The sequence below is a fragment of the Streptomyces sp. JB150 genome, from assembly GCF_011193355.1.
In the GTDB taxonomy this organism is placed as follows: domain Bacteria; phylum Actinomycetota; class Actinomycetes; order Streptomycetales; family Streptomycetaceae; genus Streptomyces.
Genome location: NZ_CP049780.1, coordinates 4,121,168 through 4,134,658 on the forward strand (window position 1 = coordinate 4,121,168; position 13,491 = coordinate 4,134,658).

At 69.2% G+C, this 13,491-nt stretch carries 10 protein-coding genes and 1 pseudogene; 8 read left to right on the top strand and 3 right to left on the bottom strand.

The genetic code is table 11. The features are described from left to right. Positions 1–222: 222 nt before the first annotated feature. Positions 223–1,494, top strand: coding sequence for a hypothetical protein (locus G7Z13_RS19245; RefSeq protein ID WP_166000958.1), 1,272 nt, complete (start codon positions 223–225; stop codon positions 1,492–1,494). Between the two features lie 80 nt (positions 1,495–1,574). Here G7Z13_RS19245 and G7Z13_RS19250 read toward each other — a convergent pair whose 3' ends face one another. Further along, on the bottom strand, positions 1,575–2,555 hold the full coding sequence (locus G7Z13_RS19250) for an ATP-binding protein (RefSeq protein WP_166000960.1): 981 nt from the start codon (positions 2,553–2,555) through the stop codon (positions 1,575–1,577). A gap of 101 nt (positions 2,556–2,656) precedes the next feature. Here G7Z13_RS19250 and G7Z13_RS19255 point away from each other — a divergent pair, with 101 nt between their 5' ends. After that, positions 2,657–3,481 (top strand): Fic family protein, encoded by an 825-nt coding sequence (locus tag G7Z13_RS19255; protein WP_166000962.1) that lies wholly within the window; start codon positions 2,657–2,659, stop codon positions 3,479–3,481. 333 nt (positions 3,482–3,814) lie between these two features. Here G7Z13_RS19255 and G7Z13_RS19260 read toward each other — a convergent pair whose 3' ends face one another. Further along, positions 3,815–4,645 carry an HAD family hydrolase gene (locus tag G7Z13_RS19260; RefSeq protein ID WP_166000964.1) on the bottom strand — a complete coding sequence of 277 codons (831 nt, stop codon included), beginning with the start codon at positions 4,643–4,645 and terminating at the stop codon, positions 3,815–3,817. Between the two features lie 599 nt (positions 4,646–5,244). Between G7Z13_RS19260 and ssd the strand changes: the two genes are divergently transcribed. The 4 genes and pseudogenes from ssd (at position 5,245) to G7Z13_RS19280 (ending at position 9,440) form a co-directional block, all read left to right on the top strand. Beyond that, positions 5,245–6,348, top strand: a complete 1,104-nt coding sequence (gene ssd, locus G7Z13_RS19265) for a septum site-determining protein Ssd (protein ID WP_166000966.1) — start codon at positions 5,245–5,247, stop codon at positions 6,346–6,348. Positions 6,349–6,377: 29 nt separating this feature from the next. After that, positions 6,378–7,430: pseudogene (locus tag G7Z13_RS19270) on the top strand (TadA family conjugal transfer-associated ATPase); the annotation flags it as partial. 457 nt (positions 7,431–7,887) lie between these two features. Next, on the top strand, positions 7,888–8,262 hold the full coding sequence (locus tag G7Z13_RS19275; RefSeq protein ID WP_206313106.1) for a hypothetical protein: 375 nt from the start codon (positions 7,888–7,890) through the stop codon (positions 8,260–8,262). Positions 8,263–8,312: 50 nt separating this feature from the next. Beyond that, the gene (locus G7Z13_RS19280; protein WP_166000968.1) at positions 8,313–9,440 is read left to right on the top strand and encodes a hypothetical protein; all 1,128 of its coding nucleotides are present in this window, start codon (positions 8,313–8,315) and stop codon (positions 9,438–9,440) included. 1,311 nt (positions 9,441–10,751) lie between these two features. On the opposite strand, the gene G7Z13_RS19290 is transcribed toward G7Z13_RS19280, so the two are convergent. Further along, complete coding sequence (locus tag G7Z13_RS19290; protein WP_166000972.1) at positions 10,752–11,054, bottom strand: helix-turn-helix transcriptional regulator; 303 nt, start codon at positions 11,052–11,054, stop codon at positions 10,752–10,754. A 30-nt stretch (positions 11,055–11,084) separates the two neighbouring features. On the opposite strand from G7Z13_RS19290, the gene G7Z13_RS19295 reads away from it, so the two are divergent. Both G7Z13_RS19295 and G7Z13_RS19300 read left to right on the top strand, forming a co-directional pair. Then, positions 11,085–12,215: a DNA methyltransferase gene (locus tag G7Z13_RS19295; protein ID WP_206313107.1), complete on the top strand. Its 1,131-nt coding sequence runs from the start codon at positions 11,085–11,087 to the stop codon at positions 12,213–12,215. Between the two features lie 121 nt (positions 12,216–12,336). After that, positions 12,337–13,461 carry a hypothetical protein gene (locus tag G7Z13_RS19300; protein WP_166000974.1) on the top strand — a complete coding sequence of 375 codons (1,125 nt, stop codon included), beginning with the start codon at positions 12,337–12,339 and terminating at the stop codon, positions 13,459–13,461. Positions 13,462–13,491: the final 30 nt, after the last annotated feature.

The following is a 13,491-nucleotide window of genomic DNA, read 5'->3' on the forward strand; positions in this document are numbered from 1 at the left end:
GAATCGTAATCAAGAGTAAAGGTCAGGCATGGATAATCCCGGCAAACAGGTCATCAAATCACTCCGGAGAGTGAACTGAGCCTTTGATCGGCTTGTCGTACTAGTTCCTTCTCGGCCCCGTGCGACCTTGGCGGCGCTGTCGGCTTTTCCGGCACATCGCTGCACATCGCCCGAAACGCCCCAGCGGCGTCGGCCCGAGAGAAGGAAGTAGGTGGGCGGATGATGGCCGCCACCCAGAGGATCGCCGCGGGCGCCGTGGTCGCCGCGGCCTGTGCCGTGTCGCTCGCCGGCTGCTCGGCCGGTTCCGACGCGGCGAAGGAGGGGACCTCCGGGCCGCGCAAGCCGGAGGCGGCCCAGGCTCCCAAGAGCCCCTACCGGCTGATCGGCGACGGGTCCACGGCGTTCACCGGGGCCCAGCCGCACCTGCCCCGGCCGGAGCGGCTGAAGCCCGGCCGGCGGCCGCCGCAGTTCGTGGTCTTCTCCTGGGACGGCGCCGGCGAGGACAGCCAGCGGCTGTTCTCCCACTTCCGCAAGGTCGCCAGGGCGAACAACGCCACCATGACGTACTTCCTCAGCGGGGTGTACCTGCTGCCCGAGGACAAGGCCGACCTCTACAAGCCGCCGCAGCACTCCCCGGGCCGCTCCGACATCGGCTTCAACGACCGGCAGGGCATCGCCGACACCGTCGAGCAGCTGCGGCTGGCCTGGCTGGAGGGCAATGAGATCGGCACCCACTTCAACGGCCACTTCTGCGGCAAGGGCGGCGGGGTCGGCGAGTGGTCCGTGGAGGAGTGGAAGGACGAGATCGCCCAGGCCAAGCACTTCGTGAAGTCCTGGAAGACGCACACCGGCCTGACCAAGGCCGCGCCGCTGCCCTTCGACTACGACAAGGAACTGATCGGCGCGCGCACGCCCTGTCTGGAAGGCCGCGACAACTTCATGGAGGCCGCCCGCGAGCTGGGCTTCCGCTACGACACCAGCGGCGTCAACGACCAGGTCTGGCCCAGGAAGAAGGAGGGCCTGTGGGATCTGTCGATGCAGCTCGTGCCGTTCCCGGGCCACTCCTACGAGCAGCTGACCATGGACTACAACTTCATGGTCAACCAGTCCGGCACGACCACCCAGGGCGACCCGGACAAGTACGAGGCGTGGGGCGACCAGATGCGCGACGGCCTGCTCGCCGGCTTCCGGCGGGCCTACGACGGCAACCGCGCGCCGCTGATCATCGGCAACCACTTCGAGTCCTGGAACGGCGGCACGTACATGCGCGCCGTCGAGGAGGTCATCGAGCGGGTGTGCACCAAGCCCGAGGTGCGCTGCGTCTCCTTCCGCCAACTGGTGGACTGGCTGGACGCGCAGGACCCGCAGACCCTCGCGAAGCTGCGCACCCTGAAGGTGGGCCAGGCCCCGAAGCAGGGCTGGCCGTCCTTCCTCTCCGCCCGCCCGGCCCCGGCCCCGAAGGGCGTACCCGGAGCCCCGGCGAACAAGGAGTAGCCCCGGCGGACAAGGGGTGACACCCGGAGCCGTCAGGCCTCAGGTGCCGGGCGTCCGGTGTCACGCGTGGGCGTCCGGTGTCAGGCGTTCGCCGTCTCGGTCTCGCGGAGCACGAAGCCGGGGTCGACCTGGGCGGCCAGGTCGGCTCCGGTGCGCTCGTTGCCCCAGGACTCGGCGTTCTTCAGGTGGAAGTGGACCATCTGGCGGGTGTAACGCTCCCAGTCGCGCCGTTCGTACGTGGCGTCGGCGGCCGACCGGAGGGTGCGCAGGGCGTGGCGGTTGGCGTCCTCCAGGAGGTCGAACCGGGGCGGGCGGCCCTTCTCCATGGCGCGGACCCAGTCGGAGTGTCCGACCGTGACGAGCAGGTCGTGCCCGACCTGTTCCCGCAGGTAGTCGAGGTCGTCCTGGCCCTGCACCTTGTTGCCGACGACCTTCAGCTCGACGCCGAAGTCGCGGGCGTACTCCTTGTACTGGCGGTAGACGGAGACTCCCTTCCGGGTCGGCTCGGCGACGAGGAACGTCATGTCGAAGCGGGTGAACAGGCCGGAGGCGAAGGAGTCCGAGCCCGCGGTCATGTCGACCACGACGTACTCGTCGCGGCCGTCGACCAGGTGGTTCAGGCACAGCTCCACCGCTCCGGTCTTGGAGTGGTAGCAGGCGACCCCCAGGTCGGCTTCGGTGAAGGGGCCGGTGACCATCAAACGGACGGCGCCGCCGTCGAGTTCCACCGTCCGGGCGCAGGCGTCGTAGACCGGATTGTCCTCGCGCACCCGCAGCAGCCGGGAGCCCTCGCCGGGCGGCGTGGTCTTGATCATCGTCGCGGCGGAGGGGATGCGCGGATTGGTGCCGCGCAGATAGTCCTTGATCAGCGGAAGGTGGTCGCCCATCGCGGGCAGGGCGGCGGACTCCGTCTCGTCGAGGCCGAGCGCGACGCCCAGGTGCTGGTTGATGTCGGCGTCGACCGCCACCACCGGCGCGCCGGTGGTGGCCAGGTGGCGGATGAAGAGGGAGGACAGGGTGGTCTTGCCGCTGCCGCCCTTCCCGACGAAAGCAATTTTCATGTTCAGTAAGCGTAGTGACGGGGTACCGCGCGCGTTGGCCCGACGTGAAGAAGACCACTCCTTCGTGGGGTGGGGGGCTCCAGGTGCGTAATGTCGTACTCATGAGTACGACAGGCGCGACCGCCGATCCGCTCGCGGCCCTGGGCGCACTGCCCGGCGTCGCCGAGTCCGTGGAGTCCGTGCGCAAGGCCGTGGACCGGGTCTACGGGCACCGGATCATGCGGCGCCGCAGCAACGAGATCACCTCCGAGGCGGCCCTGCGCGGCGCCCGGGGCTCGGCGGCGCTGGCCGGCGCCGACTGGGCCCTGGAGGAGGTGCGCCGGCGTACCGACTTCAGCGGTGACGCCGAGTCCCGCACCATGGGCGCGGCGCTGCGGCTGACCGCCGAGGCGGGGCAGCTGCTGTCCATCTGGCGGCAGTCGCCGCTGCGGGTGCTGGCCCGGCTGCACCTGGTGGCCGCGGCCGACAACGCCGACGAGGTGGGCCGGCCGCGCCAGGCGGGCGAGCCGGTCGACGAGCCGCTGATCGGGCAGCCGCTGCCGAGCGCCGCCGAGGTGTCGGCCCGCCTGGACGGACTGGCGGACATCATCATCGCGGGCGGTTCGGCCCCGGCGCTGGTCACGGCCGCCGTCGTGCACGGCGAACTGCTCGCGCTGCGGCCCTTCGTCTCCCACAACGGCCTGGTCGCGCGCGCGGCCGAGCGGATCGTGCTGGTGGGCAGCGGGCTGGACCCGAAGTCCGTGTGCCCGGCCGAGGTCGGCCACGCGGAGCTGGGCCGCGAGGCCTATCTGACGGCGTTCGACGGCTATCTGTCCGGCACTGCGGAGGGCATGGCGGCCTGGATCGCGCACTGCGGCAAGGCGGTCGAACTGGGCGCGCGCGAGTCGACGGCGGTGTGCGAGGCGCTTCAGCGCGGAGCGGCGTAGTCCGGAAAAAAGGGGCGCCTGGGGTGCCGAAAAGGGTTGCGGCGGTACGAATGCTCGTACCGCCGCTGGCATGATCACCGAGTTACCAAGCGTCCTCGAATGTCGCCCATCAGGTCGGGGTCTTTGCCCTTACCTGGTGCGGCTGGCCCGTAATCGACGGGTCGACGTCGCGTGGGTGCCCGGTGTTCATGCTTCGGTCCGTGGGGCCAATTGCGTATCTAAGGTGATCCTCTCGGATGTCCTTGGTCTCGCGGGCCGTTGAGTCCTTTGTACTCCAGCGCGGCAGTAAGCGGAAGTGGTGGCTCGACTTTTTACTTTTAGGTTCAAACAGGACTAAATATCGGCCCGGCGGCGGCTCGCGTACCAGACGAGTCCGGCGGTGGCCGCCGCCGCTCCTATCGCCGCCGCCGCGACCAGGGCGGGCCGCGGCGGCACGGAGAAGGCGGGCAGCCGCTGCTTCAGCCGGACGGGGCGGTGGAAGTCGAGAACCGGCCAGCCGCGCGCGACGGCCTCCCGGCGCAGCGCCCGGTCCGGGTTGACGGCGTGCGGGTGGCCCACGGACTCCAGCATCGGCAGGTCCGTCGCCGAGTCGCTGTAGGCGTAGCAGCGGGACAGGTCGTAGCCCTCGGAGGCGGCGAGCTCCCGGATGGCCTCCGCCTTCGTCGGGCCGTAGGCGTAGTACTCGACCTCGCCGGTGTAGCAGCCGTCCTCGCCCACGACCATCCGCGTGGCCACCACGCGGTCCGCGCCCAGCAGCTCGCCGATCGGCTCGACCACCTCCGACCCGGACGTGGACACGATCACCACGTCGCGGCCGGCCGTGTGGTGCTCCTCGATGAGCGAGGCGGCCTCGTCGTAGATGAGCGGGTCGATGAGATCGTGCAGCGTCTCCGCGACGATCTCCTTCACCTGCTGGACGTTCCAGCCGCGGACGAGCCGGGACAGGTACTCGCGTGTCCGCTCCATCTGATCGTGGTCCATACCGCCCACGAGGAACACGAACTGGGCGTACGCGGTGCGCAAGGCGGCCCTGCGGTTGATCAGCCCGCCTTGGTAGAAGGACTTGCTGAAGGTGAGCGTGCTCGACTTCGCAATGACCGTCTTGTCCAGGTCAAAGAAGGCCGCTGTGCGGGGCAAGGAGTGGTTTTCCACGACCCTGAGCATATGCGCAGCCCATTCGGCGTAAGGTGGGGCGCGTGGGTTTGCCTGAGAGGGCTCTCGGGTACACCATGGAAGTCACGGATCGTTCGCGACCGTGCTAACCCGGTCCGACTCCTCCCCCCCCGAGTCGGCCGTGGGGACGACCCCCGCTCTCCCCCCCGGCGGGGGTCGTCGCATGTCCGGGCGGGTTTTTCCCTTCATGGCGCGCCGTGGGCGCCGCACTGTGGCGGCTGCGGCCGCCCTCTTCGTATGCCCATGATCCGTCACTCAGGGTAGTCGTCGGACTGCTCTGCGGAAGCCGCACAGGAGAGGGCGCGCAGGCGCTCGCGGCTCACCGGTATGGGTGATGGCGATATTCACAGGGATCGGGTTGTCCACAGTTTTCGACCAAGATCCACATCATTTCCGTGTTCGCCGCATCGTGTTTCCCGTGCGCATCGCTCCGGCGAGTTCCAGGCCGGTTCCGTTTGCGGTGTGCGTATGGCCGGTTTCCGCCGCTGCGCTCATATGGGCGGCCGGATCACCGGTTCGTCAACTGTCGCCTGCGCGGGCCGCCGAGGCCCGCCGGCGACGCCATCGGGCAGCGAAGGGGGACATCCGCCATGGCTGGAACCATCACACACGAGCAGCCGTCCGCCGCCGGCGGGCGGCCGGGCAGGCCGCTGATCGTCACCGAGGACACCGATCTCCTCGACGACCTGCTGCGGCTGTGCGCGGCGGCCGGAGCCACACCCGAGGTCCGCCACGCCCCGCCCGAGCGCGGCGGCGGCTGGGAGGCGGCGCCGCTCGTCCTGGTCGGCGACGACGCCGCGCGGCGGGTGCGCGGCGCCCCGCGCAGAGGCGGAGTGGTGCTGGTCGGGCGGGACCAGGACGACCCGGGTGTGTGGCGGCGCGCCGTGGAGATCGGCGCCGACCACGTCCTGATGCTCCCCGACGGCGAGCAGTGGCTGGTCGACCGCATCGCCGACGTCGCCGAGGGCGTCGGCCGGCCCGCTCTCACCGTCGGCGTCATCGGCGGCCGGGGCGGCGCCGGGGCCTCCACGCTCGCGTGCGCCCTCGCCGTCACCTCCGCGCGGGAGGGTGTGCGCACGCTGCTGGTGGACGCCGATCCGCTCGGCGGCGGGCTCGACGTCCTCCTCGGCGGCGAGACCGCCGCAGGGCTTCGCTGGCCCGCCTTCGCCGCCTCGCGCGGCCGGGTCGGCAGCGGGGCCCTGGAGGAGTCGCTGCCGGAGCTGCACGCGCTGCGGGTCCTCAGCTGGGACCGGGGCGACTGCCTCGCCATCGCCCCGCAGGCCGTGCGGGCGGTGCTGGCCGCCGCGCGGCGCCGCGGCGGCACGGTCGTGGTCGACCTGCCCCGCCGGATCGACGACGGCGTCGCCGAAGTCCTCGCCCAGCTCGACATCGGCCTCCTCGTCGTCCCCGCCGAGCTGCGCGCGGTGGCGGCGGCCGGCCGGGTGGCCTCCGCCGTCGGCATGGTGCTGCGCGATCTGCGGGTCGCCGTCCGCGGGCCGTACGCCCCCGGACTCGACGACCGTGAGGTGGCCCGCCTGCTCGGACTGCCGCTCGCCGGGGAAGTGCCGGCCGAGTCCGGGCTCTCCCGCGCGGTTGAGGGCAGGGAACCGCCCGGCGCGGGCGGCCGCGGACCGCTCGCGCGGTTCTGCAGGGAGTTCTGGGAGCGGGCGCTGGCCGAGGCGGGGGCGGTATGAGCGGCGGGGGTGTGCGTGGTCGGGGTGATGTGAGCGGCGGGGGCGTGCGCGGGGCGGACGGTGTGAGTCGTGGCGGCAGTGGGCGTGGCCGGGGTGGCTTGAGTGGGGGATACGGCGACGGATACGGGCGCGGGTACGACCGCGGGGGCGGGGGTGAGGTCGGCCGTGGGCACGCGGGCGCGTACGACGGTGGGTCCTCCGGGGCGGGGCCGGGCGGGGCGGTGACCCTGTCCGTGCCGCTGCTGGACGGAGTACGGCAGTGGCTGGCCGAGCACGGGGCCGAGCCGACGCCCGCGCGGGTGGCGCAGGCGCTGCGTGAGCAGGGGCGGGTGCTCGGTGACACCGAAGTCCTGGGCACGGCCGAGCGGTTGCGGTCCGAGCTGGTCGGCAGCGGACCGCTGGAGCCGCTGCTCGCCGATCCGTCGGTCACCGACGTCCTGGTCTCGGCGCCCGACCGGGTGTGGGTGGACCGCGGCGGCGGTCTGGAGCTGACGTCGGTGGCCTTCGCGGACGCGGGCGCCGTACGGCGGCTCGCGCAGCGGCTGGCCTCCGTGGCCGGGCGGCGGCTGGACGACGCCCGCCCCTGGGTCGACGCCCGGCTGCCCGACGGCACCCGGCTGCACGCGGTGCTGCCGCCGGTCGCGGTCGGCTGCACCTGCCTGGCGCTGCGGGTGATCCGGCCGCGCGCGTTCACGCTGGACGAGCTGGTCGTGGCGGGCACCGTGCCGCCGGGCGGGGACCGGGTGCTGCGGGCGCTGCTGCGGGCCCGGCTGTCCTTCCTGATCAGCGGCGGTACGGGCAGCGGGAAGACCACCCTGCTCAGTGCCCTGCTGGGGCTGGTGGGGCCGGGGGAGCGGATCGTGCTCGCCGAGGACTCCGCCGAGCTGCGGCCGGACCACCCCCACGTCGTCCGGCTGGAGACCCGGCCGGCGAACCAGGAGGGCGCGGGCCTGGTCACCCTCGAGGACCTGGTGCGCCAGGCGCTGCGGATGCGGCCGGACCGGCTGGTCGTGGGAGAGGTGCGCGGGGCCGAGGTGGTGCACCTGCTGGCCGCCCTGAACACCGGCCACGAAGGCGGCTGTCGGACGACGCTGAAGATTTCAGTACCGCAAGATTCATTTCAGTGGAGTTTTCAGTAGCGCAGGAAAGACTTCAGTACGCTCACTGAGGGTTACCAGCCACGCCCGTCGGTTCGTGCGTAGCCGTCCCCTTCTCCCTTCTCCTTCTTCCGGGTCTCGGGGCACGTCCAGCAGGTCCGCGAGGTGACGCGGACCGCCCGTCTGGACCTGCGCGCCATCCATACCGACCATCCGGCAGTCGTCGGCATCTGGGCTACCACGGCAGCTGACACTCATCCGCTGTTGTCGCAGTACGCGCTGTCAGTTCTGTAGCTCGTGCGCATCTCCAGGTGCGGAGCGGGCTAAGGTGCTCGCGCCCTAGGCTTCTGCACTGATCTACGAAAAACCATAGACGCGAGGAAACTCTAAAAGATATCCTGCACTTACAGGTTTTCTTTGATCTTAACTGGGGGAATGTGGCGTGGGCGACCCGTACGAGTTCGACGGTGCGACATGGGACGAGCTTCGCAAAGCGGTCGAGGAGAACGGCGGAGTGCTCCGCATCTACATGGCCAACCTGCGCGAGCTGCAGAACGCCGGCCGACTGGGCATCCATGTCCGCAACGAGATCAGCCGCCGCCTTGCCGGTATCGGCCTCGGCCACCTGCCCGCCGAGCTGCCCTCGTACCAGGAGAACGAGGTGGTCCTCTTCCAGCTCGGCACTCCGGCCGCCGACGTCGTCGAAGCCGTACGTGGCGACAACTTCGCCCGCGCCGAAGGCGCCTTGCGCCGCCTGAACACCAAGGGCGACGCCGAGAAACTCGCCGCCATCGCCGCGATCCTCAACGAGGAGTAGCTAAGCCACCGGGCCAAGGTCTTCTCCACACCCAGAAACGGGGGAAAGCAGTGACAGACGACCAGCACGATCACGACGAGGAGCCCGAAGAGACCGCGGAGCCGGACGGCGAGCAGGAACCGGAGGCTCAGAAGAACGACGAACAGGAACCCGCGCAACCTCGGCGCCTCACCATCGGCGAGCTCGCCGAGGAGTTCCAGCAGGCCACCGGCAGGCCTGCGCCCGGCATAGCCACGCCGGGAATCTTCGCGGCGACCGAAGCCTTCCGCCGTGCCTTCGACAGCCCGTTTCAGAGGATGCTCCGGGAGTTGCCTGCGGTCCAGCTGTTTCCGAACGCAGGACTGGCTGCCCGCCTGCAGGGATTGTTCCCCATGCAGGAGAACACGATCGGCGCCGCCGTACGAGCGAGCATGCAGTCCCAGTCTGTGCTCAGCAACCTGGACCTCCGACACCTCATGCCCGGCGGGATCCTTAGCCGCAATGAAGCCCTGCGCCTCGCCGGTTCGACGCTCTGGGAGCGACTGCAGGAGCTTGATCCGGAGAACTGGCGCGGGGAACGGCTCCGGCGTCTCGACATGCTCACCGTCATGGAAGAGGGCATCCCGCTGGTGTGGACACCGCCGGCGGACGTCATCCACGACCTGCTTGACGCGCCGGACGCCCCAGCCCGCCGCAAGGTGCTGGAGCAGCAGGCGGCTGCCGTCCTCGAGCATTGCCGCACCGTCCTCACGGACGTCCATCGCCACGACCTGACGGCAGAGGTCGGCTTCCTCAACGACTGCCTCGACTCGATCAACAGTGGGAAGCACGCGGCCGCGCAGGTGCTCGCTTCCTCCGTCCTGGACACCGTCCTGCGCGCCATGGTCCGGGCGGACACCAGCCTCCAGAACAGCCAGGGCGGCTTCAACTTCAAGGTTCTCGCTGCGCAGTTGCCGAAGGCCACCCCGGACACCTTGGTAGGCCAGTTCCGCGCATACTGCATCAACACCAGCATCCACAAGGCGTACGAGCCGTATTTCGGGCCTCCGGTGCCCGAGGAGTACAACCGTCACGCGACCGCCCATGCAGCGGGGCCGACACAGATTACGCTCGCCAACGCCCTCGCCGCGGTGATGCTAGCCGTCGGCCTGCTCCGGGAGTTGGAGGAGACGCAGCGGCCCCTGAGCCCGGCCGGGTGACACCGGGCCGGACCGACAGGAAGTGGCCGAGAGGGGTAAGAGGGAACCGCGGAGGTATCTCCCCAACACCTTTCCTTCCTTATATGGTGGGTGTACGCAGTGGCGTGCGGCCGACCTCAGTCCATTCGGCCGCTTCCTGCTCGTCCACACGCACGGAGTCTTCCCCACGTCAGTCTGGCTGCTCGCTCCATTCGAAGTCGGACGCCCCTGGGCCTGCTGGGCGTTGTCCGTCGGCTGGGGCACCGGCACCACCTTGATCGTCGCCCGCGTGCGATCCCAGCTGGTCGTGTACATCGGAGTCGACGTCGCCAGCACCGCGCCGGTCGCTGGTGTCACCCCGCGCCATGGCATCAACCCCACCAGGATCTCGACCCGCCGTCGTTCCACACAACACGCGAACGTCGGGGACCTTGAGTGCGGGAAGTGGCTGAGCGTGCGAGCCAAGTGACCACCGAACACGCAACTGGTGCGGTAGGTTCCGTCAGATCTGATGATCGATCGTGGGGCGGGCCGGGGGTGGCGGTGGGCTACGCGGAAGAATGCAGTTTCCAGGGATGCGGACGGCCCTTCCGGGCCCGGTCAGCGGGCGTGCCGTTGTGCAAGTCGCACTACGAGCAAGCGCGTCTGGGACTTCCCCTCAGGCCGATCAGGCCAAAGCTGCCCGCAGGCATGTACACCAAGTGCCAGTTCAACGACCCGATGTGCGACCGCCCGCACTCGGCCGGTGGTTATTGCGCCACTCACTACCAGCAGTGGACGGATGGTAAGCCGCTCACCCCCATACGGGGGTGGAAGTCACAGGCGGAGTGGGGACCGACCTGCCGGTACTCAGGTTGCCAGGCTCTACCCCACTCGCGCGGCCTGTGTCACGTGCACTACGGCCGGGGCATCTCCCAGTTTGCCCGCGACGCAATCCTCACCCTCCAGGGCGGCCGCTGCCTTTGCGGGACGTCGGACCCAGGGCAGAGGGGCTGGCAGCTCGACCATGCGCATGACTGCACCAGAGGGCACAGCCGCAACAACTACTGCCAGGGCTGCGTGCGAGGGATGCTGTGCATCGCCTGTAACCGACACGCGCTCGGGTGGTATGAAGGCACCTACCTGGCGCAGCCCGGAAACGCCCCCATCCCCCTCTTTGAAGACTGGATCAGCCGACGGGTGCAGTTCCACGGGGACGTCGACTCCCCGGAGATCCAGGTGAGTTACAGGACATCTGGGGATGACGCTATCCCGGTCACATATCGCGTTGGACGGTCGCGGACCGGCAGCACTCAGTCCGGCGGGGACACGAGCTCCTGCCGTACGGAGGTATCAGCTGGAGATCCTGGTGCTGGGGTCGGCGGGCGCTTGGGCGTCGTGAGCGGAGTCCTGGCGGGTGAAGGTGTACAGCTCGTCCAGTGATAGCCCTAGCTCGGTGGCCAGGGCGGCAACGGTAAAAAATTCCGGTGTAGTTGTGCGGCCCTTCTCGATGCTGCGCACGGTTTCGACGGAGATGCCGGCGCTGCGGGCCACAGCCTCCGCCGAGCGTCCAGAGGCGCGGCGGGCCTGTGTCAGGCGGGAGGCGAGCATCTGCCCGCGGCGCTGGGCGGCGGGATCGAGCCTCCTTCGTGGCATGGGTGTAACTATACCTGTATCATTACACCCATGACGGTGACCGTGGCGGCCCCTTCCTTTAGCTGGCCCGAAGATGTGCTGCGGCTGAATGCCGTCTGCCCGTACTACACGATGTTCCCGTTGGAATTCCCGCTTCAGCAGCTGGCCGCCCACCCGCAGGCCACCCGAGTGCTGGACCCGTTCTGCGGGCGGGGCACCACGCTGTATGCCGCACGCCTCGCCGGACTGCCGTCGGTGGGCATCGACATCAACCCGGTGGCCGTCGCCATAGCGCAGGCCAAGCTCATCCAGGTCACACCGGCCGCCGTGGTCAGGCTCGCCCGGCAAATCCTCGACGGCGGTATGCGGGGCGAGGTGCCCGAGGGCGAGTTTTGGCAGTGGTGCTTCGAGCGCGAGACGCTGCACGAGCTCGTGACTCTGCGCGAGGCCCTGCTGGAGATGACCACGCCGACGGCGGCGATGCTGCGGGCGGTCATGCTGGGTATCCTGCACGGCCCGCGCAACAAGAACCTCCCGTCGTACCTGTCGAACCAGATGCCGCGCACCTACGCCTCCAAGCCCGCCTACGCGGTGAAGTTCTGGTCCCAGCGCGACATGGAGCCGGTGCGCATCCCGGCCTTGGAGGTCATTGAGCGGCGGGCCAACCGTCTGTTGGATGCCGTCCCTCTTGCTCATGGCGGGAAGGTGTACCAGGGGGACTCCGTCGAGATCCTCAAGGGCCTGCGGCAGAAGTTCGACCTGGTGGTCACCTCGCCCCCGTACTACGGCATGCGCACCTATGTGGCGGACCAGTGGCTGCGCTCGTGGTTCCTCGGTGGTCCTCCGGAGGTCCCCTACGGTACGCATGGGCAGATCGCCCGCCAGCCGAACCAGGAGGCGTTCATCCAGGCTCTGGCCGAGGTGTGGGCCGCCACCGCCCGCCGCTGCCGCCAAGGCGCCCGGCTCGCGATCCGCTTCGGTGCCCTGCCCTCCGCCCGTACCGACCCGGAGGAGATGCTGCTGGCCTCCGTGAAGGAAGCGAAAGCCGGGTGGGTCGTCAAGGAGGTCCACAAGGCCGGCACTCCTCCCAAGCGCACCCGGCAAGCCGAGCAGTTCGGCAAGGCCGGCTCCGCCATCGAGGAGATCGACCTCGTAGCCGAGTTGGTCGGACTGCCCCGCTGATCGGGTAACCCAGTTACTTCCCACAACTGCGTAACGGACTGTCAGTGCCTCGTGTCATGCTGTGGGGCCAGACGAGTGAATCACTCGGCTGTGACAGCACGAGCGTGGTGTGGGGAGAAGCATGTTCGACGCGGACCAGATCAAGCAGCTCAAACAGCTGATCGGCGACCAGGTCGAAGCTGGCCGCGCGGAGCTGGACAAGCTGGTCCAGCAGGCCCGCGCCATCCGCTCCGAAGTCCGGGTGATTAGGCCGCGGGCAGCGACGTCGGTCGCGCTGATGTCCTCCGACGGAGGCAACAACAAGGTCGCATTCAACCCGTTCTACCTGCAGGTCGTCCGGGTCGTAGACTCCAACGGCAAAGAGCTGTGTATGGAGGTCGTCTCCCCGATCTCCGACATCGACGCCCTGAGCCGCCGCCAGTTCCACGAGGACGGCAGCCCGCGAACCGCCCTCGGCAGGATGATGCACGGCCTCGGCGTCGAAAGACTCCAGGACCTCTCCCCGATGATGTCCGGCAAGTCGCCCAGCTGGGTGCAGGTCTTCCGCGACTTGTGCGAGTGGGCCACCCTGTACGACCTGATCTGCCACCGCGACTACGCGGTCGACACCCTGATCGTCCGCGACGGCCTATTGCGCAGCAAGATCTTCCACGGCGAGCTGTTCGTGAAGATGGGCGAGCTGATGTACGAGGCCATCGAACGAATCCGGCGCAATGACCGCCGCAAGGTATGGCTGGTTGGGCTGGCGAAGAAGACCCAAGTCCTGGAGTACTACCGGCTTGCGATCTCCCTGTCCGGCGTGTTCGACAACGGCGCCGCCTGCTTCGCCAAGGTGCCTTCGGAGATGCTGGACGAGGTGTACTTGTGGGACGAGTACACGAGAGGCATCGAAGACGAGTCCAAGGGCGAGAAGCCGAAGTTCAACATCGGCTCCATGTACTTCGTCCGCTTCGGCCCGTACTCCGGCGACCCCATCTGGACCGTGGACGTCATGGCCCGCCAGGACAAGGAAGCCCAGGCGATCTTCGGCTACCTGCAGGCCGACGCCGTGGCCGGCTTCCCGATCCCGCTCTACCCGAACTGCATCCAGCAGGCTGACAGCTTCTCCCGCGTCGCCGACCTGGACATGGACATCATCGAAGACCAGCTCGTCGACGCCGTCCGCGACCAGGTCGGCGAAGAGAAGGCCCCGGTCATCGACGCCCTGCGGCTGGCCTCCGACGTGGCCGCCCGCCGCTACGAGTAACACCTCTTTCTGTCCGCCCCGCGCATTGTG